The sequence below is a fragment of the Ruegeria sp. HKCCA6837 genome (assembly GCF_013034475.1).
In the GTDB taxonomy this organism is placed as follows: Bacteria; Pseudomonadota; Alphaproteobacteria; order Rhodobacterales; family Rhodobacteraceae; genus Ruegeria.
Genome location: NZ_WQGD01000005.1, coordinates 181,781 through 206,460 on the forward strand (window position 1 = coordinate 181,781; position 24,680 = coordinate 206,460).

At 56.1% G+C, this 24,680-nt stretch carries 26 protein-coding genes and 1 riboswitch; of the genes, 10 read left to right on the plus strand and 16 right to left on the minus strand.

Translation table 11 applies throughout. From position 1 onward, the window contains the following. Positions 1-125 precede the first annotated feature (125 nt). Together GOV91_RS09720 and GOV91_RS09725 are read left to right on the plus strand one after the other, a co-directional pair. Positions 126-620, plus strand: coding sequence for a MaoC family dehydratase (locus GOV91_RS09720; protein WP_174836653.1), 495 nt, complete (start codon positions 126-128; stop codon positions 618-620). Further along, positions 617-973 carry a DUF4440 domain-containing protein gene (locus GOV91_RS09725; protein ID WP_171235346.1) on the plus strand — a complete coding sequence of 119 codons (357 nt, stop codon included), beginning with the start codon at positions 617-619 and terminating at the stop codon, positions 971-973. The genes GOV91_RS09720 and GOV91_RS09725 overlap by 4 nt, the downstream gene beginning before the upstream one ends. Positions 974-995: 22 nt before the next feature. On the opposite strand, the gene ychF is transcribed toward GOV91_RS09725, so the two are convergent. After that, positions 996-2,093 carry a redox-regulated ATPase YchF gene (ychF, locus tag GOV91_RS09730; RefSeq protein WP_171235347.1) on the minus strand — a complete coding sequence of 366 codons (1,098 nt, stop codon included), beginning with the start codon at positions 2,091-2,093 and terminating at the stop codon, positions 996-998. A 200-nt stretch (positions 2,094-2,293) separates the two neighbouring features. Here ychF and GOV91_RS09735 point away from each other — a divergent pair, with 200 nt between their 5' ends. The 7 genes from GOV91_RS09735 to GOV91_RS09765 all read left to right on the plus strand — a co-directional run bounded on the left by GOV91_RS09735 (position 2,294) and on the right by GOV91_RS09765 (position 8,304). Beyond that, entirely contained in the window at positions 2,294-2,782 is a 489-nt protein-coding gene (locus GOV91_RS09735; protein WP_171235348.1) for an acyloxyacyl hydrolase, read from the plus strand. 78 nt (positions 2,783-2,860) lie between these two features. Beyond that, the gene (gene trpA / locus GOV91_RS09740) at positions 2,861-3,652 is read left to right on the plus strand and encodes a tryptophan synthase subunit alpha (protein WP_171235349.1); all 792 of its coding nucleotides are present in this window, start codon (positions 2,861-2,863) and stop codon (positions 3,650-3,652) included. Positions 3,653-3,798: 146 nt separating this feature from the next. Then, positions 3,799-4,965 (plus strand): alpha-hydroxy acid oxidase, encoded by a 1,167-nt coding sequence (locus GOV91_RS09745; protein WP_171235350.1) that lies wholly within the window; start codon positions 3,799-3,801, stop codon positions 4,963-4,965. Between the two features lie 247 nt (positions 4,966-5,212). Continuing rightward, complete coding sequence (locus GOV91_RS09750) at positions 5,213-5,866, plus strand: 50S ribosomal protein L25/general stress protein Ctc (RefSeq protein ID WP_171178062.1); 654 nt, start codon at positions 5,213-5,215, stop codon at positions 5,864-5,866. Positions 5,867-5,992: 126 nt separating this feature from the next. Beyond that, positions 5,993-6,673, plus strand: coding sequence for an aminoacyl-tRNA hydrolase (gene pth, locus GOV91_RS09755; RefSeq protein ID WP_171235351.1), 681 nt, complete (start codon positions 5,993-5,995; stop codon positions 6,671-6,673). Positions 6,674-6,756: 83 nt separating this feature from the next. Beyond that, on the plus strand, positions 6,757-7,920 hold the full coding sequence (locus GOV91_RS09760; RefSeq protein WP_171235352.1) for a serine hydrolase: 1,164 nt from the start codon (positions 6,757-6,759) through the stop codon (positions 7,918-7,920). 9 nt (positions 7,921-7,929) lie between these two features. Further along, positions 7,930-8,304 (plus strand): DUF2237 family protein, encoded by a 375-nt coding sequence (locus tag GOV91_RS09765; protein WP_171235353.1) that lies wholly within the window; start codon positions 7,930-7,932, stop codon positions 8,302-8,304. 28 nt (positions 8,305-8,332) lie between these two features. On the opposite strand, the gene GOV91_RS09770 is transcribed toward GOV91_RS09765, so the two are convergent. The 10 genes from GOV91_RS09770 to GOV91_RS09815 all read right to left on the minus strand — a co-directional run bounded on the left by GOV91_RS09770 (position 8,333) and on the right by GOV91_RS09815 (position 18,703). Next, positions 8,333-9,982, minus strand: coding sequence for an Ig-like domain-containing protein (locus GOV91_RS09770; RefSeq protein ID WP_171235354.1), 1,650 nt, complete (start codon positions 9,980-9,982; stop codon positions 8,333-8,335). 521 nt (positions 9,983-10,503) lie between these two features. Beyond that, on the minus strand, positions 10,504-11,751 hold the full coding sequence (gene trpB / locus GOV91_RS09775; protein WP_171235355.1) for a tryptophan synthase subunit beta: 1,248 nt from the start codon (positions 11,749-11,751) through the stop codon (positions 10,504-10,506). A gap of 69 nt (positions 11,752-11,820) precedes the next feature. Further along, the gene (locus tag GOV91_RS09780; RefSeq protein WP_171235356.1) at positions 11,821-12,156 is read right to left on the minus strand and encodes a hypothetical protein; all 336 of its coding nucleotides are present in this window, start codon (positions 12,154-12,156) and stop codon (positions 11,821-11,823) included. A 47-nt stretch (positions 12,157-12,203) separates the two neighbouring features. Further along, positions 12,204-12,845 (minus strand): phosphoribosylanthranilate isomerase, encoded by a 642-nt coding sequence (locus GOV91_RS09785; protein ID WP_171235357.1) that lies wholly within the window; start codon positions 12,843-12,845, stop codon positions 12,204-12,206. 11 nt (positions 12,846-12,856) lie between these two features. Continuing rightward, on the minus strand, positions 12,857-13,207 hold the full coding sequence (locus GOV91_RS09790; RefSeq protein ID WP_171235358.1) for a lipopolysaccharide assembly protein LapA domain-containing protein: 351 nt from the start codon (positions 13,205-13,207) through the stop codon (positions 12,857-12,859). Positions 13,208-13,214: 7 nt separating this feature from the next. Next, the gene (gene ihfB, locus GOV91_RS09795) at positions 13,215-13,499 is read right to left on the minus strand and encodes an integration host factor subunit beta (RefSeq protein ID WP_050603110.1); all 285 of its coding nucleotides are present in this window, start codon (positions 13,497-13,499) and stop codon (positions 13,215-13,217) included. Between the two features lie 270 nt (positions 13,500-13,769). Next, positions 13,770-15,446, minus strand: a complete 1,677-nt coding sequence (rpsA, locus tag GOV91_RS09800; RefSeq protein WP_068337749.1) for a 30S ribosomal protein S1 — start codon at positions 15,444-15,446, stop codon at positions 13,770-13,772. A gap of 263 nt (positions 15,447-15,709) precedes the next feature. Then, the gene (locus GOV91_RS09805) at positions 15,710-15,994 is read right to left on the minus strand and encodes a DUF6525 family protein (RefSeq protein WP_256369231.1); all 285 of its coding nucleotides are present in this window, start codon (positions 15,992-15,994) and stop codon (positions 15,710-15,712) included. A gap of 164 nt (positions 15,995-16,158) precedes the next feature. Beyond that, the gene (locus GOV91_RS09810) at positions 16,159-17,844 is read right to left on the minus strand and encodes a tryptophan halogenase family protein (RefSeq protein WP_171235360.1); all 1,686 of its coding nucleotides are present in this window, start codon (positions 17,842-17,844) and stop codon (positions 16,159-16,161) included. Positions 17,845-18,154: 310 nt separating this feature from the next. Continuing rightward, positions 18,155-18,703 (minus strand): hypothetical protein, encoded by a 549-nt coding sequence (locus GOV91_RS09815; protein WP_171181430.1) that lies wholly within the window; start codon positions 18,701-18,703, stop codon positions 18,155-18,157. Between the two features lie 218 nt (positions 18,704-18,921). Here GOV91_RS09815 and GOV91_RS09820 point away from each other — a divergent pair, with 218 nt between their 5' ends. Then, positions 18,922-19,398, plus strand: coding sequence for a YHS domain-containing (seleno)protein (locus tag GOV91_RS09820; RefSeq protein ID WP_171181432.1), 477 nt, complete (start codon positions 18,922-18,924; stop codon positions 19,396-19,398). A gap of 24 nt (positions 19,399-19,422) precedes the next feature. On the opposite strand, the gene cmk is transcribed toward GOV91_RS09820, so the two are convergent. The 5 genes from cmk to metK form a co-directional block, all read right to left on the minus strand. Next, on the minus strand, positions 19,423-20,040 hold the full coding sequence (cmk, locus tag GOV91_RS09825; protein WP_171181433.1) for a (d)CMP kinase: 618 nt from the start codon (positions 20,038-20,040) through the stop codon (positions 19,423-19,425). Beyond that, positions 20,037-21,383, minus strand: coding sequence for a 3-phosphoshikimate 1-carboxyvinyltransferase (gene aroA / locus GOV91_RS09830; RefSeq protein ID WP_171235361.1), 1,347 nt, complete (start codon positions 21,381-21,383; stop codon positions 20,037-20,039). The genes cmk and aroA overlap by 4 nt, the downstream gene beginning before the upstream one ends. Positions 21,384-21,468: 85 nt before the next feature. Then, on the minus strand, positions 21,469-22,542 hold the full coding sequence (locus GOV91_RS09835) for an amidohydrolase family protein (RefSeq protein ID WP_171235362.1): 1,074 nt from the start codon (positions 22,540-22,542) through the stop codon (positions 21,469-21,471). A gap of 85 nt (positions 22,543-22,627) precedes the next feature. Beyond that, a complete protein-coding gene (trmB, locus tag GOV91_RS09840; RefSeq protein ID WP_171235363.1) occupies positions 22,628-23,341 on the minus strand; it encodes a tRNA (guanosine(46)-N7)-methyltransferase TrmB in 714 nt (237 codons plus the stop codon). A gap of 97 nt (positions 23,342-23,438) precedes the next feature. After that, a complete protein-coding gene (metK, locus tag GOV91_RS09845) occupies positions 23,439-24,620 on the minus strand; it encodes a methionine adenosyltransferase (RefSeq protein ID WP_171181442.1) in 1,182 nt (393 codons plus the stop codon). Between the two features lie 5 nt (positions 24,621-24,625). Beyond that, positions 24,626-24,674: riboswitch (SAM-SAH riboswitch) on the minus strand. Between the last annotated feature and the right edge of the window lie 6 nt (positions 24,675-24,680).

The window sequence follows — 24,680 nt, forward strand, 5'->3', positions numbered from 1 at the left end:
AGAGCAAACGGCAGATTAACGCGTTTTTACCTGCATAGAAATGCGCTTCATCCACGAACTTCAGAGAGTTTCTTTTTGAACCTGTCAGCGATACTATAAAAGACGCGGTTGATGCGAGTATTGGGATGATTAAGGGCAAATATCTCGATGATCTGATGCTTGGAGACTCCTTCGAGACCGGAGGCGTAACTCTTACAGAGGGCGCGATCGTGGATTTTGCCCTCGTGCACGATCCGCAACCATTCCACATAGACAAGATCGCTGCGGCAGAGTCCATTTTTGGCGGCCTTATCGCAAGCGGCTTTCAAACCATCGCGCTTACCTTCCGGCTATTTCGCGACACTGGTGTGCTTAACGGTACAAATCTTGGCGGCCACGGCATGGACGAAGTGCGCTGGCTCGCACCGGTTTTCGCGGGGGATACTATCTGCGTGCGCGTAACGGTCGAGGCGATCACGCCGTCACATTCAAAGCCTGACAGAGGTACGGTGCGTTTCCGGTATCGTACATACAACCAAAAAGGCATCGAAGTACTCAGCTTCATCATTGACCATGTGATGGCACGGCGGGGACAAGCAGACTCAGCAAGACCGACGAGAGAAGCGAAGCGCACAAAATGACTGTGACCCTAGAATTTCAGAAACTGTTTGATGGCTATGTCGAATGTTATCGATCCAAGGACCCAGCGGGATGCGCGACCTATTTCACAGACAATGCAGAACTCTTCTCACCGTATGGGCCTGCGGCAAAGGGTCGGAAGGCGATCGAAGCGGCGCATGCCGCGTGGATAGAAGAAGATGCCAAGTCCAAAGCTATCGAGGTCGTACAAGCCGATATCAACGGCCATATTGGCTGGTGCCTTGCGCGTTTCAGCGAAGGCGAAGCCGATCATGGGACATCGCTCAACGTGTTATACAAGCAGCCGGACGGCAGGTGGCTGATCACCCACTGCAGTCTGAACGAAACGCCCTGAAATACGCGTTTACCAAGCGACCTCAAGTATTAAACAAGAAATGCATCACATCGCCGTCCTTGACGATGTAGCCCTTACCCTCTGCCCGCATCTTGCCCGCCTCTTTCGCGCCCTGCTCGCCATTGGCGGCGATATAGTCGTCATAGGCGATTGTCTCGGCGCGGATGAAGCCGTTCTCGAAGTCACCGTGGATCACGCCAGCGGCCTGTGGCGCGGCGGTGCCGGTGCGGATCGTCCAGGCGCGGGCCTCTTTCGGGCCGACGGTGAAATAGGTTTCCAGCTTCAGCAGGTCGTAACCAGCGCGGATCAGACGGTCGAGGCCGGGTTCTTCCAGACCCATCTCTTCCAGGAACATCTGGGCTTCGTCTTCTTCCAGCAGGCTGATCTCTTCTTCGATCTTAGCGCTGATAATGACGTGGGAATTGCCCTGCGCCGCAGCCATCTCGGCCACTTTCGCTGAATACTCGTTGCCCTCAGCAGCTTCTTCTTCGGACACGTTGCATACATAAAGCACCGGTTTGGTGGTCAGCAGTTGCAGCATCTTCCATGCCTTTGCGTCTTCGTCGCTCACTTCGACCAACCGCGCCGGCTTACCGTTTTCCAGCACAGCTTGCGCCTCGGCCAACAGGCGATCCTGCTGCTGCGCTTCTTTGTCGTTGCCCTTGAGCTTGCGCACCAGGTTCGCGCGGCGCTTTTCGATGCTTTCCAGATCGGCCAGCATAAGCTCGGTCTCAATCGTATCAGCATCGGCCACCGGATCGACACGGCCATCCACGTGGGTCACGTCGCCGTCTTCGAAACAACGCAGCACATGCGCAATGGCGTCAGTCTCGCGGATGTTGGCCAGAAACTGGTTACCCAGACCCTCACCCTTTGAGGCGCCTTTGACTAGGCCGGCAATATCCACGAACGTCATCCGCGTTGGGATGATCTGCTTGGACGACGCTATCGCGGCCAGCTTGTCCAGTCGATCATCTGGCACAGCCACGTCGCCCACGTTGGGCTCGATGGTGCAAAACGGGAAGTTCGCCGCCTGCGCGGCTGCGGTTTTGGTCAACGCGTTGAACAGGGTCGACTTGCCTACATTCGGCAGACCCACGATTCCCATTTTAAAGCCCATCACGGCCTCCTGCATAGAATACGAACGCAGCTTCTATGCAGGTCAGCCTAAATGCGCAAGCCATTGCTGGGCTTGCCACGGCTGAGTCCAAATCGTCACATCACAAAAACGTTCCAAAAACGTGTTCTTGGCTGAATTGAAAAAATGCCCCTACGATAACCAACTAGCATTGAACGACGAGAATTCACTGGCAGAATAAAATGAAACAGCTCTTACTTGCGACCGCGTTGACAGTATCCGCATATGCGACAGCCCAAGCCCAACAAGTCATATTTGGCGCTGGATATGCAAACTTCTCTGACAATGCATCCGAGGACCAAGCGCTTTTCTCCCTTGAATACCACCATAAGCCGTTTCATCAGGCGACCCGGTTCAGCGTAGGTTGGGGAACAGCATTGTCTCTTCATGAGAATGGCGATTTTCACATCGGCTTGGGGGTGGTCGGACTGTATGCGCTGAACGAACGCTGGTTTGTGGAAGGCAGCGTCATGCCAGGGTATTTTAACCCAAGTATTGATCTGAACGACTTGGGGGGTGACTTTCAGATCCGCAGTCTCCTTGGCCTGGGCTATGCACTGGACAACGGAAACAGCGTGTCGCTCGCGATCACACATAAATCCAACGCCAGCACAAACGACGATAACCCTGGCGTAAACGCGGTGCTTCTGCGCTATCATCTGGGCTTCTGATCTATTCCTGCCCTGGCGGGATTGATTTTCGGTCAAAGTTTCTGCACACGGGTCGAAACCCGAGTGCAAGGACATCCGATGACCCGTATCGACGCCAAGTTCGCCGCCCTGAAAGCCGAAGGTAAAAAGGCTTTTGTCGCCTATATCATGGCCGGAGACCCGGACTATGACACTTCGTTAGAGGTAGTCAAAGGCTTGCCGGGTGCTGGAGTGGACATCATCGAACTGGGTTTGCCCTTCACCGACCCGATGGCAGATGGCCCCACGATTCAAGCCGCGGGGCAACGCGCGCTGGATGGTGGAATGACTTTGCAACGCACATTGGATTTGGCACGTGCGTTCCGGGAAACCGACGATACGACTCCGATTGTCCTGATGGGGTATTACAACCCGATTTACAGCCGGGGCGTTGACGCATTTCTGGCGGATGCCAAAGAAGCCGGAATCGACGGTCTGATCGTTGTCGACCTTCCCCCCGAGGAAGACGAAGAACTGTGCCTGCCCGCACAGGCAGCAGGTTTGAATTTCATCCGTCTGGCAACCCCCACCACAGATGACAAACGTCTGCCACGCGTTCTGCAAAATACATCGGGCTTCGTATATTACGTCTCGATCACCGGGATCACCGGCGCAGCCGAGGCTCAGGCGACAGACGTCGGCCCCGAGGTCGCCCGCATAAAGGCCGCAACAGATTTGCCCGTGATCGTAGGCTTTGGCATCAACACGCCCGAGAAGTCCCGCAATATCGCATCAGTGTCCGACGGTGCTGTAGTCGGATCCGCCATTGTCAGCCAAATCGCCGCGGGCAAGCCTGTCGCTGAAGTCTTGGATTTCGTAAAATCCCTGTCGGACGGGGCACACAGCGTCTGATCTCAGCGATACATCTCAAAGCTCAAAAAACCCGCCGCAGTGCCTTGTGCGGCGGGTTTTTGACACCCAGGCACAGGGTCAATCCGTTGCAGGCGGCGCGCTGGATTGGTAAGAAAAAATAACCAGACAGCCCGGAGGTCCGCCGCATGCCCGTAATAACCAATATCGAAGACCTCAGGCGCATATACGAACGCCGTGTACCCCGGATGTTCTATGATTACGCTGAAAGTGGCAGTTGGACAGAACAAACCTTCCGCGAAAACAGCAGCGATTTTGAACAGATCCGCCTGCGCCAGCGGGTTGCGGTCGATATGTCCGGGCGCTCGACGGCCTCACATATGATTGGCGAGGATGTCTCGATGCCGGTCGCGCTGGCTCCGGTCGGGTTGACAGGAATGCAACACGCGGACGGAGAGATGAAGGCCGCAAAAGCGGCCGAGGAATTTGGCGTACCCTTCACGCTTTCGACCATGTCAATCAACTCGATCGAAGACGTGGCTGAACACACCAACAAGCCATTCTGGTTTCAGCTTTATACGATGAAGGACACGGATTACGTCAGCCGACTGATCCAGCGCGCCAAAGACGCCAAATGTTCAGCGCTGGTGATCACTCTGGATCTGCAGATTCTGGGCCAACGTCATAAGGATCTGAAAAACGGCCTTTCCGCCCCGCCGAAGCTGACTGCCAAAACCATTGCAAACCTGATGACAAAATGGGCTTGGGGAATAGAAATGCTGGGTGCCCAAAGGCGTGAGTTCGGCAATATCGTCGGCCATGTCGACGGGATATCGGATGCGTCTTCCCTTGGTGCCTGGACCGCAGAACAGTTCGATCCCAGCCTGGATTGGGCCAAGGTCGAAAAACTGATGGAACAATGGGGCGGCAAAGTAATCCTGAAAGGTATCCTGGACGCAGAGGATGCAAAAATGGCGGCCAAGCTGGGCGCAGAAGCCATAGTCGTATCAAACCACGGCGGTCGTCAGCTTGACGGCGCACTCAGCTCGATCCGCGTCCTGCCCGAGATCATGGACGCCGTTGGCAGTGATATCGAGGTTCATCTCGACAGTGGTATCCGATCTGGTCAGGACGTGCTTAAGGCTTTGGCGCTTGGGGCCAAAGGTACCTATATCGGCCGTGCTTTTGTCTATGGCCTTGGCGCAATGGGTCAGAAAGGCGTGACCACCGCGCTTGAGGTGATCCAGAAGGAATTGGACACGACAATGGCGCTCTGCGGTGAAAAAACTATCGAAGGGCTGGGGCGTCACAACCTGCTTGTCCCCGAAGACTTCGGAGGCCGTTGGCAAGGCTGAACCGGCTGGACATTGGGGGCTCTGCCCCCGTCGCCCTAAGGGCGCCTCCCCCGAGGTATTTTCCGCCAGATGAAGTAGGGATCCTGTATTCATCTGGCTAAAAATACCTCGGAGCGCGAGGCAGAGCCTCGCAAAACAAAAAACGGACTAAAACCCCCTTTCCAAACCAATTGAATCAAGCTAAGGACGCGGCTTCACGCGGGCATACAGCCTTGGAGGATGCCCGCCCTAACATTGGAGAATTATCATGGCTGGAGAGATTCCTGATCTCGTAGCTCTGGAACGGACGGGGACAGGCAAGGGCGCCGCTCGTCAGGCACGCCGCGACGGCATGGTTCCGGGCATTGTTTTTGGTGGCGATAAAGAGCCGCTTCCGATTCAGATCCCGTTCAACGAGTTGTTCAAGCGCCTGAAAGCGGGCCGCTTCAAGTCGACACTGTGGAACCTGAAGGTTGACGGTCACGAAGATGTCCGCGTCATCTGCCGCGATGTCCAGCGTGATATCGTCAAAGATCTGCCGACCCACCTGGACCTGATGCGTCTGCGCCGGACCACCAAAATCGCGCTGTTCATCCCCGTTGAGTTCATCAACGAAGACGAAGCGCCCGGCATCAAGAAGGGCGGCGTTCTGACTGTTGTCCGCCCTGAAGTCGAACTGGTCTGCACCGCGGGTGATATCCCTGAGAAGATCACCGTTGATGTGACCGGTCTGAACATCAACGACGTTGTCACCATTTCGTCGGTTGACCTGCCCGCAGGCACCAAGCCGACCATCGACCGTGATTTCGTGATTGCCAACATCTCGGCACCCACAGGTCTGTCCACAAGCGACGACGAAGAAGGTGAAGAAGTGGCAGCTGACGAGGTTGAAGTCGTCGGTCAGGACGCTGCAGAAGAATAAGCTCGAACTTCAAGAGTTCGGATTTGTAAACGGGGCCCTGTTGGGTCCCGTTTTCTTTTGCCGCTCGGGCTGGAAACAGGTGGCATTCCGTGCCATCAACCACCTGCATCGCACAAGGATGAGACTATGAAACTGTTTGTCGGATTGGGGAACCCAGGGTCGAAATACGCCCGCAACCGGCACAATATTGGCTTCATGGCCGTGGAGCGGATCGCCGAGGATCACGGCTTTGGCCCATGGAAATCCAAATTCCAGGCCGAAATCGCTGAGGGGCGTTTGGGCGATGAAAAAGTTCTGCTGATCAAACCACAGACCTTCATGAACCGGTCGGGTCAGTCGGTGGGAGAAGCGATGCGGTTCTACAAACTGGATTCGACCGATGTGACCATCTTTCACGACGAGCTGGACCTCGCCCCTGGCAAAGTCCGTGTGAAGGCGGGTGGCGGCCATGCCGGACATAATGGCCTGCGCTCGATCCACGATCATATCAGCCCGGCCTATGACCGCGTTCGGTTGGGGATCGGGCATCCAGGGCGGAAAGAGATGGTCTCACCCTATGTTCTGGGTGATTTCGCCAAGGCGGATGCCGACTGGCTGGATGATGTTCTACGCGGGGTTTCAGACGGCGCTGCATATTTGGCAAACGGAGATGGAGGCAAATTCATGAACGCAGTCGCGCTGCGCACTGCTCCGCCGCGATCTTCAAAGACCCCGACTCCGAAATCCCAAAAAAAGCCTGATACACCAACCGAACCCGAAGTAGATTACCGTTCTGCCATGCAGAAGCTGTTGGACAAATTCAAATAGCAGATCCAAAACGTTCCGTTACGTAGCCATTGCAGAATGAAGGCGTCCGCGATCCAATACCCAAGAATAAGGGAGGCTATGCGATGAGATCCATCTTGAAATGGGTGCTGCGCATCGTTTTGGCGCTGGCTCTGGCTGGTGTTGTCGTTGGGCTGTGGAAACGTGAAGAATTGCAGCGTCTGATGGCTGTGAACTCTCTGTTTTCAGCAGAAAAGATCGTTCATAATTTTTCGCATATGGACGAGGCTTTTTTAACCGTTGACCTGCCTCGTGGCGACGCCCCTACTTGGGAGTTGCCTTATGGGGATGGGTTCGATCCGCCGGACGGCACTGACGCCTGGATCGAAGAGCGCTCTGTAACCTCGTTGTTGGTGATGCAGGGAGGAAGTATCCGGTTCGAGGAGTACTATCTGGGAACAGGCCCGGATGATCGTCGAATCTCCTGGTCGGTGGCAAAAAGCTATTTGTCAGCTCTGTTTGGGATTTTACTGGATGAGGGCGCAATCGAGTCGCTTGATGACCCGGTGGTAAAATACGCGCCAAAACTCAAGGGCAGCGCCTATGATGCCGCGACAATCCGCAATGTGTTGAACATGGCCAGCGGGGTCACGTTTGACGAGGATTACCTGGACCCAAACTCTGACATCAACCGCATGGGTCGCGTGATCGCCTTGGGCGGTGAACTGGACGATTTTGCGGCATCTTTGAAAGACAGCTTTGCGACACCGGGCGAAACCTGGCAATACGTCTCGATCGATACGCATGTGTTGGGCATGGTGATACGCGGCGCGACAGGACGAGGCGTGGCAGAGTTGTTGATTGAAAAAGTCATTCAGCCCTTGGGCCTGGAACGCGACGGATACTATGTTACCGACGGTGCCGGCGTTGCTTTTGTGTTGGGCGGCCTGAACTTCACCACGCGCGATTTCGCTCGGTTTGGGCAAATGATCCTACAGGACGGTAAAGTGAATGGGCTACAACTGGTCCCCGCCGAATGGATATTTGAGGCCACGCAACCCAGCGCCCCCACAGCACAGGGCAAGATCGGGTATGGCTATCAATGGTGGATACCCCGCGGCGCACATGAGGGTGAGTTTCTGGCACGTGGCGTTTACGGTCAGTATATCTATTTCAATCAGCCCCGCGGCGTTTTGATTGTCTCAACCGGTGCAGACCGACTGTTCCGTGAACCTGGCGTGAATGATCAGAACATCGAAATGTTCCGCAAGATCGCAGAAAGCCTGTAAGGTAGCCTCATGCAAAAGCAAGACACTATCAATGTGCTGGGTGGCGTCCTCGCCCCCTGCTCAAGAAACCCCTTAACCGGCTTTTTCCGCGACGGCGCGTGCAACACCTGCCCCGAAGATCAGGGCAGCCACACCGTCTGTGCAGTGATGACGGCCGAGTTTCTGGCGTTTTCAAAATATGTCGGCAATGATCTGAGCACGGCTCGGCCCGAATTCGACTTTCCGGGTCTCAAACCCGGTGACAGCTGGTGCCTGTGTGCCAGCCGCTTTATGCAAGCGCATGACGAAGGATGTGCGCCGCAGGTCCATCTGGAGGCCACACATCAGCGCGCGTTAGAGATTGTGCCATTGGATGTTCTGCAACAGTACATAGCCGAAGAGTAGCGATTCTCTGCGGCGCACCTAAGTTGGTTCAGAAGGACATTTGCCAGATCAGGCTGAGGCTGTAGTTTTCGAACCCGCTTTCACCAATGCCGTCATAGAACACATTGGCCGCAAGCAAGCTGTTGTTTTCCAAGAGGTAGTCAAAGCCCAGATCCGCACGCGCACGCGCCGTGTCGCCAATCGGCGTTACGCCGGGGACAGTGCCCGTGCCCGAAGTCGTGCTCCATATGCCTGACAGGCCACCCGTCAGCATAAAGTCACCGCGCGAAACCTGAACGGGGTGTGTGAAATCCATACCCAACCGCGCCGTGGTTAGACTGAAGTCCTGCTGCGGTATCAGGTTCCCCAGACTGTCGGTGTAGCTTTCTTGATCATCGCTGGCATAGCTGACGTCCAGCAGTGGCATCAGCGTCAGTGCACCGCGTTTGATTTCGCCGGTCACACGTGATTGCACCAACCAACGCTCGCTGTCGAAACTGTCAGTATAGGTCCCAAGTGGAGAGATGTCGTTGTCAGCCTGTCCATACAGAGCGCGCCCTTCAAAAAACACCGGCTGGCTGGGCAACTTGGCGACCACGTAAGGGCCAATCAGCCACCCTGTACCGTCCACACTGGCCGGTCCGTTATCCGTTTCTGCATAGTCGAGTTGCAGCATGGCCCCGACCAACAGGTTCGCGTTGATCTGACGATGTGCCCCCAAAACAGCCAACGCATAGGAGCTGTCGAAATCGCCCTGAGAGCTCCAGTTACCGGTCAAATTGAACCAGACCGGGTTGGATGGATCTGAAGCAAAATTCAGATAACCCGAACCTTGCGTCACTGACGTGTCCAACACGCCGGAACCCGACCGCTGCAAGAACCGGGTCAATCCCGGCTGGTTGGTTGCAAGGCTGGTAGCCCGCGCGTTCTGAAACGCCTGTATCAGACGCTGCGTATTTGTCACCGCCTGAACCGACGTCACTGTGTTAGATGCAAGGTTTAGGTTGCCTGCTGCGTCAGTGAATACACCGGCTGGAATGAACAGTTCGATGGTGCCGTTATTCTGCGGTGTCAGCGTTGCGACATAGTTGGTCCCTGACCCTGCTAGGGTAGCCGTTGCGTTCGTCACCGACAGGTCCCCCACCGTGAAATCGGTGCTGGGTTCGCTCAGTGTGATAGACGCTTGAAACGTACCGTTTCCGGTGGCTGTCAGTGCACCGATTGTGGCCGTCGGTTGGGTTGTGTCCACAAGCGTTCGTGTGTTGATTGGAACCGTGTTCGTCACACCGGACAGCGCGAATTCGTACCGATAAAGCGGCCCGCCTGCGGTTTCCTGCGCTGTGAATACAAACCCCATGTATCCATCTGCTGCATAAGTCGAATCCGCCCCATCCTGGCTGATAATAGTCGGGTTGATCCAACCAAGCCCTGTCAGCGTGGCAGGCGTGATTGCTGGCAGCGCAGTAGATACGGATCCGAAGTTGTAAAACGTGCCTGCCGGGACAGCACCTCCAGCAGAAACGAAGGCCAAGGACAGTGCCGGATTATTGGAAATCACCACATTGCCGCCGCTGGGCGTCGGGTTGTTCTGCGTTATAAAATTGGTGCCAAATGCTGCACCCTGTTTCGTTCCACCAAGCAAAAGCGCTGCAACCAGAAGCACGAGGCTCAAAAACCTCAACATAGCAGACCTTACCATTTTACCTCCTACAGCATTCCATGGGCGCCAAACAAAGAGTGGCTTGAGTCAAAACAGCAACCCAAGCGTGTCACCTCTTGTTCCAACAAGTAGAGACATCCCCAAAAAACCGGCCGCATAAGCCGATTATCAAAACGTTAAAACAATTCTTATAAGTTGTATAGAATTTGAAGTCGCTCGACTGAACACTTAGTGCAGCGAATGTGTTTTGCTTGTTTTGCAGTACACAAGCGCCACGCAATACAAATGGCCATAATTGATTGATTTGGGATTAAAACCACCGCGTAGCAACGTACACAGAAGCGCCTACAAAAGTACAATCGAACCCGGCAAAAACTAGCAAAATTGCAACAGTTGAAGGGATTGCGTCAGTCTTTGTCCGATCAGGAAACACGCGTGTTCATGCCAACTGCTAGCTGAGAACCACGCGCTTCCGGGCTTCAGACGACTCAATCAAAAGAAGAGTTCCACAGTGCAGCTGCCCGGAAATGAAAAACCGTGGCAACATCTGCGGCTTTACTTTAGTCAGCCGTGCGGCCTTCGGTGTCAGACATGTCGAAATTCAGATATTTCGCCACTGTCTGAACGTCTTTGTCGCCTCGACCGCACATGTTCATGCAGATCAGGTGATCCTTGGGCAGATCCGGCGCAATCTTCATCACATGAGCCAGCGCGTGGCTGGGCTCCAGCGCGGGGATGATGCCTTCGGTCGCACAACACAACTGGAACGCCTCAAGCGCCTCTTTGTCGGTGATCGAGACATAATTGGCGCGACCAATGTCATTCAACCAGGAATGCTCGGGCCCGATTCCCGGATAATCCAGACCAGCCGAAATCGAATAGCCCTCAAGTATCTGACCATCATCATCCTGCAGCAGATAGGTGCGGTTACCGTGCAGCACGCCCGGACGGCCTCCGGTCAGCGAAGCGCAATGCTCCATCTTCTCGTTCACACCTTTGCCACCAGCTTCAACACCGATGATGTTCACCTCTTTGTCGTCGAGGAAGGGGTAGAACAGACCCATCGCATTCGACCCACCACCGATGGCAGCGATGATCGTATCGGGCAGACGGCCTTCGGCCTTCATCATCTGCTCTTTCGCTTCTTTTCCGATGATCGACTGAAAATCGCGGACCATCGCCGGATAGGGATGCGGACCGGCCACGGTACCAATGCAGTAGAACGTGTCGCGCACATTGGTCACCCAATCACGCAGAGCGTCGTTCATCGCATCTTTCAGCGTACCACGACCCGAGGTTACTGGAATCACCTCGGCCCCCAGCAGACGCATGCGGAACACGTTCGGGGCCTGACGCTGAACGTCATGCGCACCCATGTACACGATGCATTTCAGACCAAACTTGGCGCAAACGGTTGCAGTTGCCACGCCGTGCTGCCCTGCCCCAGTTTCAGCTATGATCCGGGTTTTGCCCATGCGCCGCGCCAGAATGATCTGGCCCAACACGTTGTTAATCTTGTGCGCGCCGGTATGGTTCAGCTCGTCACGCTTCAGGTAGATCTTTGCGCCACCCAGATGCTCGGTCAGGCGTTCCGCAAAATACAGCGGCGAAGGGCGACCAACGTAATTCGCCCAAAGATCATCCATCTCGGCCCAGAAGGTGGGGTCATCCTTGGCTTTGTTGTATTCCTCTTCCAGCGACAGGATCAGCGGCATCAGCGTTTCGCTGACAAATCGCCCGCCGAAGATGCCAAAGCGGCCTTGCTCGTCAGGGCCGGACATGAAGGAATTGAAAAGATCGTTGGCCATGGGTGTCTCCACTCGTCGTACCCGTTGTTCATAGGTTGTGGCGACAAGATTTGCCATGGGCAAAACGCATCATTCCGCAACCCGTATGTTTTGTCGCCAGACCTGAATTGCCTGTTCCGCAGAGGGCACGCCTATGCACGGAAAGTGGTAGAACCGGTTCACATCCGCCAGCCGATCGGCTGCCAGCATGACACGTCGATGAGGACCCGATTGTGCAAACGTCAGCATCGCCTCGATATCGTGCCAAACGCTCAGCGAAAAATAGAGCCCATCCTGCCGGAACACAGCTGCGTGCAGACACAACGGGTCGCCTTTTGCTTGCCTGTACGCCTGACCCGCGCGCCAGAAAAATTCGGGCGCGTTGTACCAGTGTCTCAGGGAAACACCACCTATTGCCGCCAACATACTGTCTTCCTCCCCAAACGGGGATACGCGGCAACTAAAGGATCAGATCACTGCAAAGCGGCTGCAAATTCGCCGATCAGGGTTGCGTCCTTTACACCCGGCGCGCTTTCCACGCCCGAAGAGACATCGACCTGCCGCGCGCCGGTCATCCTGGCAGCTTCAGCAACGTTCTGCGGCGTCAGACCACCGGCCAGCATCCAAGGACGCCGCCAGTATTTCCGACCGGCCAGCAAGCGCCAGTCAAACGCCAGCCCGTTGCCTCCTGGCAGTTCCGCGCCCCGAGGCGGCTTTGCGTCGATCAACAATTGATCGGCCACTTCGGAATACAGATCTATTGCGTCCAGATCCTCGGCCTCGGCAACACCTATCGCCTTCATCACAGGCAAACCGAACCGGTCCCGGACCTCAGAAACCCGTTCAGGACTCTCTTTACCGTGTAACTGCAGCATATCCAGCGGAACCGCAGACACGATGCTGTCCAGCTCTTCGTCAGTGGCGTTTACCACCAACGCCACCTTGGCGACGCCGGGCGGAACCATTTGGGCCAGTTCCGCAGCCTGCGCAACGTCCAAATGGCGAGGTGATTTCGGAAAGAAAACAAAACCGACATAGCCTGCCCCGGCCTCAACGGCTGCACGCACGTGATCAGATGCGGTCAAGCCGCAGATTTTGAACCTAACATCGGACATGGGAATTGGGCTCAGCTTGCCTCATCCAGAAGGGCCAGAACGTCATCTTTGCCCTCGTTTTGCTTTTTCTTGAGCTTGTTGACCTCTCGCTCGAGCTTGCGCACTTCGCTTTTCTTCGCGGTCGCGTCACGGCGATGCTTGTGTTCACGCATCCATTCCCAAATGAAGCCAATGATCAGACCGGCCACAACACCACCCAGAACCACCAGGAACAACGGAAGCGAAGCGGTCAGATTGAATCCCAACAACTCAGCCAGCGGATCCGGCATCAGCTTGAGTTCAACCGACTCAACATTGGCCAGAGACACCGAAATCAGGATGATCCCAAGCGTCCCAAGAAAAGCATATCGAATGTAGCGCATCATACGGTCAGGCTTTACCGTTCAATCGGTCCCTAAGCAACTTACCAGTTTTGAAAAACGGTACACATTTTTCCTCGACCTGCACCGTCTCTCCTGTGCGTGGGTTACGCCCCACACGCGCATCGCGCTTTTTGACCGAAAACGCGCCGAAACCACGCAGTTCAACACGATCGCCGCGGGCCATGGCGTCGGTGACTTCTTCGAACACGGTATTCACAATCCGCTCAACATCACGCTGATAGAGATGTGGGTTTTCGTCAGCGATTTTCTGAATCAATTCTGAACGGATCATGCGTGATACCCTCCCAGGCAGCCGGTGTGTCAGGTCTACTGATTTGACAGTATAGGAAAAAATCCGGTTTGGGGGAACGCATACTCTGCGCGCTGAGGCTTTATTTTGCCATATTCTCACGCGATTTTTTGCCGGACAGGGGTTTTTCCGCACTTAAAGCGCAAACATTACCGAAATTAACACGGCCGATTGGAACACCTTGATTCGCAACAAAAACGGCCCCGCGCTGAAGCGCGAGGCCGAAAAGCTTGTTTGGGATGTGTCCCGGAATTAGTCGCCCGACTTCAGCGCTGCACCCAGGATATCGCCCAGCGACGCGCCCGAATCGGAAGAACCGTACTGTTCCACGGCCTCTTTCTCTTCGGCGATCTCGCGTGCCTTGATCGACAGGCCCAGACGGCGGGTCTTGCTGTCAACGTTGGTGACGCGGACGTCGACCTTGTCACCGACCGAGAAACGCTCGGGGCGCTGTTCGGCACGGTCACGCGACAGGTCGGAACGACGGATGAACGACTTCATGCCTTCGTACTCGACCTCGATGCCGCCATCTTCGATTGCGGTCACTTCGACAGTGATAACCGAGCCACGTTTCACGCCGCCCACGGCTTCGGCGAACTTGTCACCGCCCAGGGCTTTGATCGACAGCGAAATACGCTCTTTCTCGACATCCACTTCCGAGACAACCGCCTGAACGACGTCGCCTTTGCGGTAGTTCTGGATCGCATCCTCGCCACGCTCGTCCCAGGACAGATCCGACAGGTGAACCATGCCGTCGATGTCGCCTTCGAGGCCAATGAACAGACCGAATTCGGTGATGTTCTTGACTTCGCCTTCGACCTCGGTGCCCTCGGGGTGAGTTTCTGCAAACACTTCCCATGGGTTGCGCTGAGTCTGCTTCAGGCCCAGAGACACGCGACGCTTGGCGCCGTCGATTTCCAGAACCATGACGTCGACTTCCTGGCTGGTCGAAACGATCTTGCCGGGGTGGACGTTTTTCTTGGTCCAGGACATCTCGGAGACGTGCACCAGACCTTCGACACCGGCTTCCAGCTCGACGAACGCGCCGTAGTCGGTGATGTTGGTGACGCGACCCTGATGAACAGAGCCCAGCGGGTATTTCGCAGCAACCAGATCCCACGGATCTTCCTGCAGCTGCTTCATGCCCAGGCTGATGCGGTGGGTTTCTTTGTTGATCTTGATGACCTGAACCTTGATGGTTTCGCCGATCGTCAGGATCTCGGACGGGTGGTTCACACGACGCCATGCCATGTCGGTGACGTGCAGCAGGCCGTCAACGCCGCCCAGGTCAACGAATGCACCGTATTCGGTGATGTTCTTGACAACACCCTCGACGGTCTGACCTTCGGACAGGTTGCCGATGACTTCGGCGCGCTGTTCGGCACGCGATTCTTCCAGGATTGCGCGGCGCGAAACAACGATGTTGCCACGGCGGCGGTCCATTTTCAGAATCTGGAACGGCTGCTTCAGACCCATCAGCGGGCCAGCATCGCGCACAGGGCGAACATCAACCTGCGAACCGGGCAGGAACGCAACTGCGCCACCCAGATCGACAGTGAAGCCACCTTTGACGCGGCCAAAGATTGCACCTTCGACGCGCTGGTCGTCGGCATATGCTTTTTCCAGACGGTCCCATGCCTCTTCACGGCGGGCCATCTCACGCGAGATGACGGCTTCGCCACGGGCGTTTTCTGCGGCGCGCAGGTAGACTTCGACCTCGTCACCAACAGCGATTTCAGGGGCTTCGCCGGGATTTGCGAATTCTTTCAGATCAACGCGGCCTTCCATTTTGTAGCCTACGTCGATGATGGCCTGGCCGGCTTCGATCGCCAGAACCTTGCCTTTGACAACAGAACCCTCTTCGGGTGTGTCCATTTCGAAGCTTTCGTTAAGGAGGGCTTCGAATTCCTCCATGGATGCGTTAGCCATGTGGCGTTGTTTTCCTTTACAGTACGTTTTTGCTGGCCGAGCGGTTGTCTCCGCCGGTCTTGTTTCATGATGCCGTCTGGCGTGACCCGGTGCGCCCCTGAGCAAACAAACACAAAGGGCCGAGGTAACCCGGCCCTGCTCAGAAACGTCATCCGGACGTTGACCGCCCTTGTATCGACAGCGCGCGTATAGGCGGATTCCTCGACATGTGCAAGGGTAAAGCCCATGTTTTCAAGGTTCGGCAGGTCTTTGCAGAGGGCTGTTCAGCGTTTGGCGCTCCAAACCCCGGCATCGCGCTGCAACATCGCCTGTTCTATCTCATCCAAGCGCATCAACGCGGCAGACGGATCGCGTGCACCTCCGGCCCGGTTCCATACTTTCTGAGCGGACACCGGACTCCACGGCAAACTGGCAGCAGCCAACCATTGCCGCAACCCCGGCGGCAGCGAGTCATAAACCTGCATCGGTGCAGTTTCTCTTTGCCGACGTTTGAGGCCGCTCCGCAGATTTCGGCGGAATTTGCAGCCGTGATCTGACTGTCTTTGCAATGCACATATCCTTCACATCCATTATGTAATTACATAACGATAATAGGCTGCGCAAGTGCCTACTAGGCTGCTTTTTCGCCCACCCAAGACGAGCTTGAGGCAGGGGCGTTCACCCCAACCTTCATTTTTGCCAAAGTGGGTTCTGCCCCGGGCTCAAAGGGCCTCTAGAACAACTGCAGATCTTTTGCACCGCTTTGGATTTCTGCAAAGTTCGGCATGTTCTGAATCCTAACAGGCGCTGGCGTGGTGCCGGGCATCGCAACAGTCGGTTGCGCTACCTTCGCCTTGCCAAAGGCAGGGCGCTCCAGCTCGCCGCGGATATCGCGCAGCAGCGTTTTGTGGTCAGGCATTGATCTGATGATCTGAGCAAGATCTTCCTTCGCGCGCTGCATACCCTGATACCAGATCACCTTCTTCAATGGTCGCACTCGATCCCGGATGCCTGGCCCATACCCCGTATCATAGACCTGCTTGCCCAACAGAACCGTCTGATACACGCGGTGGTCAAAAAGCGTGGCGAATTCCACATCGTGATCCATTGGCAGGCGGTGCTGCCATAGCTCCAAATTCTCGGCCAACCGGTCCGGCACCTTCATCTGTGTCCGCGCATCGATCCAATAGGGATCGTCCGTGCGATTGCCCAAACGGTAGTGCAGGCAGATAAACTCCAGCACCTCGTTGTACATCTTGTCCATCTGCCGATTGTATCTTGCCCGCAGCGATGGCTCGATGGCGCGCGTTGGCAAATGCTCGGCGAACCAGCGCACCGCATGATCAATCATGTGGATCGCGGTACTTTCCAGCGGTTCGATGAACCCGCCAGACAGACCAATAGCGACACAGTTCTTGACCCAGGCATTGCGCACACGTCCAACGCGCATCGGAATGACACGCGGCGTCAAACCCTTGCCGCTGTCCCCAAGCCATTCGAGGTACTCATCCGCCGCATGATCATCGGTTCGATGCGCCGATGAGAACACATACCCTGTACCCACACGGTTGTAGAGCGGCACCCGCCATGTCCAGCCCGCGCCAAGTGCGGTGGATCGTGTCAGGCTCTCGATCTTTTTCGGATTCGGATGCTCGATCTGCAACGCCATGGCGCGATCATTGGGCAGGTAATCCGAGTAATCCAAAAACGGCTCGCCCAGCGCCTTGTTGATGATCAATCCGCGGAAACCGGTGCAGTCAATAACCATCTCGATCTCATGGCGACCCCTACGCTCGAGCGTCAGATGGCTGACATTGCCCTGTTCATCCAGTTCAACTGATTGCACCTCATCCCGGATATGTTCAACACCTCGATCTGTGCAGACCTTGGTCAGCATCCCGGCAAATTTCACTGCATCCAGATGGTAAGCGTAACCAAACCGCTGCTCAAACTCAGGCTGGCCCAACTGTCTTGCGCCCTTGCACAGCCGACCCAGATCGTCGTGCGGCGAGATTGACTGGGTAAAGTCCCGATCCCCATTGCCGAACCGCAGGAAATACTCGGCAGCATCCAAACCTTCCAACATCTGGCCGTGTGCAAAGGGATTCACATAGTCGATACGATTACCCTTGCGGTCCTTGTTCCAATTGCAGAACTTCACGCCCAGCTTGAAGGATGCGTTGGTTTCGCGGAAAAAATCCCGCTCTGTAATGCCTGCCTGGCGCAGCGTCACAGGCATGCGGGGCACCGTGGCCTCGCCCACCCCGACGGTCGATATATTGGGGCTTTCAATCAGGCAGATCCGTGGGCGATCTTTTTGCGACGACGTTCGGGAAAACACCATGTCCAGGATCAGCGCGGTCATCCATCCCGCCGTGCCGCCGCCCACGATGGTGATTTGGTTCAGACGATTATTCATGTGGTTTTGTCCCTGTTGGCTCGGGGGATTTTGCAGCTGCTTCCCCCTTTTTTGGGGTTATTTGGCAGCTTTCCCTTTTTTGCTTGAGGGAAACTATAACAGCTTTCCAGCGTCCATCTAGGGCTTATCGCGGCATATTGCGCACGCATATGCGACCGGCTTGAACCGTATCTGCGGGTAAGCGACTTTTCTTGGCGGGCACGACGCGATCTGTGGCATGTGGAATCTTTCCTGGCCGCGCAAATAACGCAGCAGAGCGGTACGAATGAAGCGGATTAAGATAAGGACATGCGCTGGGTTCAGGCGCCGGTCAGATTTCTTCACCCTTCTTCAAAAGCTCTTCGATCAGGGCACGTTGCAGATCCGTACTGTCACCCCCACCAAATTCCGCAGCCCCGCCGGAATAAAGCGTGCCATACGTCTTCGCGATATTCACCGTCTGCGCCAACCCCGAGATTAGCTGATCCTTTTCCAGCAACGACAAAGGGTGGATAAACGCAGCCCACAATATGCCATTTGCAATCGCATAACGCGCGTCCAAAGTGCTGTCGAAATTGGCCTGCATCACCCGGATCAAGTCTTCTTCGGACAGATCTGCGGCATTGCCGACCGCAACCATGGCTCGCATCCGATCTGCATTGATGTCAGTGATGACCAAAACCTGAACACCGGCCACTGTCATCTGAAATCCAGGCCCATGGGGCTGTGCTTCGGGGTCCAGTGCAAAAAGGATATTACCCAGCCGCTCGTATGTCATTGGAGGCTCGGCATTTAAGCCATCAGGCGAGGCTTCGGGCGCGACCTCCTGCGCAGCAAGGCTTCCGGCGGCGAAAATCAGAAAGATGGCTATGCGAAACATGAGGTCACTCCTGCAGACATGCTTTGACAATAAGTAGTGAAGCTCAAACTGGCCAAACAAAGCTTAGTGATCTGCGAAGCCCAATAATTCTGTCAATTGTACGATCTGCAAAATAACGCGTTCTTTCTGAGATTACACGTTCAGAAGCTTAACCTTAACTGTTTTTCATCGGTCGACACACCGGTCGGTCCGAAACTGAAATCAAAAGGAAAACCACTATGAAATCGCTCATCCTGCCCGTTCTTGCGGCTGCTGTCGCCCTATCCACACCGGCCTTTGCCGCTGACGAGATCAACGTCTCCAACGGCATCTCGGCCGCAGGTGCGCCGCTGGCCGCGCACGGCGTTGATCTGGTTGCACTGGTCAATGACGGCAATCCCGTGGAAGGCTTCGCAACCCACTCAGCAACTTATGACGGTGCTTCTTACTACTTCACGACCGCAGCTAACCGGGAAGCGTTTGAGGCGAACCCGGCGGCTTTCTTGCCGCAGCATGGCGGCTTCTGCTCGTTCGGCGTATCAGTTGGTAAGAAATTTGACGGCGATCCGGATCAGTACCTGGTGGCAGACGGCAAACTGTACCTTTTCCTGAATGCTGAAACCCGCGCAGCCTTTCTGAAAGACGTTGTCAATACGGCAAAAACTGCTGACGATCAGTGGGCAAACATCAAAAGCGTTGCCGTGGGCGAGCTGTAAGCTCTGTCCCCTTTGCCTGCGGTGTTAACGCGCCGCAGGCAGTTTAGCGTTGATGACCTCAAGCGCTTTTGCCAATGCCGCGTCGATGCTCAGTTCGGTTGTGTCCAAGTGAACCGCATCTTCCGCAGGTTTCATCGGAGCAGTGCTGCGCTCAGCATCGCGCGCGTCGCGTTCTTTGACATCTGCCAGAACCCGTCCGCGCGTCACGTCAGCACCCTTGGCGCTGAGCTCAAGATACCGGCGTTCGGCACGCACTTCGGCGCTGGCCGTCACAAACAACTTCACCTCGGCATTAGGACAAATCACCGTCCCGATATCACGCCCATCCAAAACAGCCCCCCCAGCCCTACGGGCAAAGGCGCGTTGAAAATCCACCAACGCGGCGCGGACCTCGGGAATGACTGCCACTTTGGACGCGGCTTGTGCGATTTCGGCAGTGCGCAGATCGCCTTGCGACAATTCTTCGGCGGTCAAAGCCTTTGCCGCGTCGACAGGATCGACACCCTTCAAAACGCGTCGACCCACCGCACGATAGAGCAGCCCTGTGTCCAGATGGGCAAACCCAAAATGCGCTGCAACGGCCTTTGAGATTGTGCCCTTGCCCGCTGCCGCAGGCCCGTCAATCGCGACTGTGAAGCTCACGAGCGTTCGACCTTAGCACCCAGCGATGCCATCAACGGTTCAAAAATCGGGAAAGACGTTGCAATCGGGCCGCCATCGTCCACGCTAACTGGCTTCTGCGCGCCCATGCCCATCACCATGAAAGACATGGCAATGCGGTGATCCAGAAAGCTTTCGCAGGTGCCGGCCCCGGGAACGTTGCCGATACCCAGCCCTTCGACCGACCACCAATCGTCACCCTCGTGTACCGTCACACCGTTTGCGCGCAGGCCGCGCGCCATGGCGTCGATGCGGTCGCTTTCTTTCACCCGCAACTCTCTTACACCGCCCATCATCGTGGTACCGGTGGCGTTTGCCGCAACCACGGAAAGAATCGGGTATTCATCGATCATCGAGGCCGCGCGCTCGGGCGGCACGGTGATCCCCTTCATGTTCGGCGAAAATTTTGCGCGCAGATCGGCAACAGGCTCGCCACCCTCTTCACGCTCATTCTCGTAAGTCAGGTCTGCACCCATCTCACGCAATGTGGTGAACAAGCCAGCGCGGGTCGGGTTCAGGCCAATGCCGGGCACCAGCACATCCGAGCCAGGTGTGACCAGCGCAGCGCACACCGGGAAGGCTGCGCTGGACGGGTCGCGTGGTACCGCAATGACCTGCGGCTTCAATTCAGGGCGTCCTGTCAGGGTAATGACACGACCTTCATCGGTATCTTCAACCGTGATCTCAGCGCCGAAGCCAGCCAGCATACGCTCAGAATGGTCGCGGGTCGCTTCTTTCTCGATCACAACGGTTTTGCCGGGGGCATTCAATCCCGCCAGCAACACAGCAGATTTGACCTGAGCCGAGGGTACGGGCACTTCATACCGCACCGGGGTCGGGTCCGCTGCGCCCACGATGGTCATTGGCAGACGCCCCCCGGACCGACCAACCGATTGCGCACCAAACAGGGCCAGAGGGTCAGTCACCCGCGCCATCGGACGTTTGTTCAGGCTGGCGTCGCCCGTAAAGGTCGCCGTGATCGGAGAGGTTGCCATAGCGCCCATGATCAGTCGCACGCCGGTGCCTGAGTTGCCGCAATCGATCACCTGATCCGGTTCGGCAAATCCGCCAACGCCCACCCCATGCACGGTCCATTCCCCGCCACCGTGATCCGTAACCTCAGCCCCAAAGGCCCGCATCGCCTTGGCCGTGTCCAAAACGTCTTCGCCCTCCAGCAGGCCCGAGATTTTGGTCTCACCCACTGCCATCGCGCCAAGGATCAGCGATCGGTGCGAGATCGACTTGTCACCCGGCACCTCGGCCGTGCCGGTCAGCGGGCCGCAGGGATGCGAAGTCATCGGGATGGGCGTACCGTGTCCGGACATGGGGGCTCCTTTTGCGCTATCAGTTCAAGGCGGATTAGCGAATTGGAGCGGCTTGGTCCAGCGGCAATGAGTGCAAAGCGGTCTCTCAGGCTTCACCCAGCCATTTCGCCGGGTTTTCTTCAGCGATCTGCCGGAAAATCTCCTCGCCCAAGATGTTGCGCAGCCGGAAACAGACCGCCTTTTCTGACAGCGCTTCTTGCCGGGTCATGTAGTAATCTGATCCAAACAGGACACGCGACCTGAGGCGCTCACCTTCTTCATCCTCGCCGGTTAGAAAAATGCGCAAGAAGGGGGCGTAATCCTCGAACTGGAACAATGTGTAAGAGATATCCGTCCAGAGGCCCGGGTAACTTCCGCTGCCGATCATCTGCCGGATCGCCACCTGCCAGTTCCTGTTGAAGGCGTCGTCCAGCAGGTTCTTGCGATCCGGATTGACATAGGCGTCCCAGTCCCGCTGCCCGCCAAAATGCGCCAGGCAAATCCGTAGCTTGGGATGAGCGCGCATTACGGGAATAAATGCCTCTGGCTCGGTATAGCGGTCGGCCCAATAGTTCGAAAGAAAGCGCCCCTGAACGCCGCCGCGTGAGCAATGCGACATGACCGGCAGGTTCAACTCTTCCAACCGTGGGTAAACATGCTGCATTAGAACCGGATCGTCCGGTGCGAATCCAAGACGCGGATAGAGTTTTAGGCCGCGAAACTTCAGACCATCTATGGCCCGCCAGAGTTCTGTGGCCTGTGGATCCGCCCGCGGGTCAATCGTTGCAAAGGGTATCACTGATCGGCCGACCTCTGGGTCGCCAGACAGCTTCGCCAACTCGTCATGTTGCGCGCTCAAGGAAACCTCTGGCGTCCCAAAGCCAAAGGCTGACATCTCCATTGGCAGGACGACAAAGCGGGTATCGCTCGGATAGTGTCGCCTCAGGTTGTCCAGAATATCACGCTGGCTGCCCGCGTCTGTTTCCTGCTGAAAGCGATAGAGCCTGTCCAGTTTCTCGGCGGCTGTATGCTGACCAACCAGACGGGCACCAAATGCCAGGGCTTTGATCAGCCAAGGCATCTTCTTGAATGGCCTGAGCGCCGGATAAGGGTAATCCTCGGGCACATGGCGCGCGTGAAACAGGTGCGTGTGGCAGTTCGTGATCCGTATGTCAGACATGGCAATCCTGAAAAAAACAATGCTGAAATGCGTACTCCGCACACAGACTAACATAGTGTTCAGGATTACAGAAATTTGAAACTGATCAGGAATCAATCCGACGGAAGGTCAGGTAATGTGGCACCCGCCCTTCCCGCAGGGCCTTTTGTTCGTATCGGGTTGAAATCCAATCGTCCCAAGGCTCACGCCAGTCGGCCGGGCGTTCCGCCAACCATTCAAATCCTGCGCGTGGAACTTCTTCCAGCGTTTGGCGCACATAGTCGGGAATGTCGGTGGCAACGCGAAAGATCGCACCCGGCTTCAACACCTTTGCCAAAGGCTCCAGATGTTCAGGCGTCACAAAACGGCGGCGATGATGGCGAGTCTTTGGCCAAGGGTCCGGATAGAGCAGGAAGGCGCGCGAGATGCTGGCTTCGGGCAACACATCGAACAGATCGCGCGCATCGCCGGGATGTACGGCCAGGTTCTCGACCCCCGCTTGCCGGATTTTACCCAGCAGCATCGCAACACCGTTGATATAAGGTTCTGCCCCGATGATGCCGATATCCGGGTTGCTTTGCGCCTGATGCACCAGATGTTCACCGCCGCCAAAGCCAATTTCAAGCCAAACAGGCTTGCCTCCGAACAGCCCATCCAAGTCCAATGGGTTGCGTTCGGGATTAGTTTCCCAATCCACCGCTCCGGGCGACAGCGCGGCCAAGTCTTCATTCAGATAAGTCTTTTGGCTGGGCTTCAGGGTCTTACCCTTTAAGCGGCCATAGAAATTTCTGCGCGGGCGTTGTGGGGTCTCGGTGCTCATGGCGGTGGCCATACTGCGCGGGCCTTGGCGTTGCAAGTGCGCGACGTGCCCGCAACAAAAAAGCGCGCCCGACAGGCGCGCTTTCTTTCTGTTTGGATCAGACTGCGGCTTTCAGCGCGTCAACCAGGTCAGTGCGTTCCCAGCTAAAGCCGCCATCTGCATCAGGTTCACGCCCAAAATGGCCGTAAGCTGCAGTGCGCTGATAGATCGGCTTGTTCATTTGCAGATGCTCACGAATGCCGCGCGGTGTCAGATCCATGACCTGCCCAACGGCCTTTTCGATAACTTCATCTGAAACGTGACCTGTTCCATACGTGTCAGCATAAATCGACAGCGGCTTGGAAACGCCAATCGCATAGCTCAGCTGGATCGTGCAACGCTCTGCCATGCCAGCAGCGACAACGTTCTTAGCCAGGTAACGTGCGGCATAAGCAGCGGAACGGTCCACCTTGGTCGGGTCTTTGCCCGAGAACGCGCCGCCGCCATGCGGGGCCGCGCCACCATATGTGTCAACAATGATCTTGCGACCGGTCAGACCTGCGTCGCCATCCGGGCCACCAATCACGAATTTGCCCGTTGGATTCACATGCCATTCAGTATCAGCAGACAACCAGCCTTCGGGCAGAGTTTCGCGAATATAGGGTTCAACGATTTCGCGGATGTCGTCGGATGTCAGCGCTTCATCCAGATGCTGCGTCGACAAAACGACCGAGCTTACGCCGACCGGCTTGCCATCATTATAGATGACGGACAATTGTGACTTGGCATCGGGGCCCAGCGCAGGTTCGGCACCGCTTTTGCGCACTTCGGCTAGACGACGCAGGATAGCGTGCGAGTACTGGATCGGTGCGGGCATAAGCGCGGGGGTTTCGGTTGTGGCGTAACCAAACATGATGCCCTGGTCGCCTGCACCTTCGTCTTTGTTATCCGCAGCATCAACACCTTGTGCAATGTGAGCGGATTGTTCGTGCAGCAGGTTTGTTACCTCGACGGTTTCGTGGTGAAACTTGTCCTGCTCATAGCCAATATCTTTGATACAATCGCGGGCAATCTCTTCTATACGACCCATGTAGTCGTGCAGCTTGTCTTTATCCGACAGGCCGACTTCGCCGCCAATAACGACACGGTTGGTCGTGGCAAAGGTCTCGCAGGCCACACGTGCTTCGGGTTCTTCATTCAGAAATGCGTCAAGGACGGCATCCGAAATGCGGTCACAGACCTTGTCAGGGTGCCCTTCGGAAACGGACTCCGAAGTAAAAGTATAGTTCTGTCGGGACATAAATGTGCTCCATTAGGGTTTCTCTGCCACGCCAGGAAGCCGTTGTGACAGGTCAAAGAC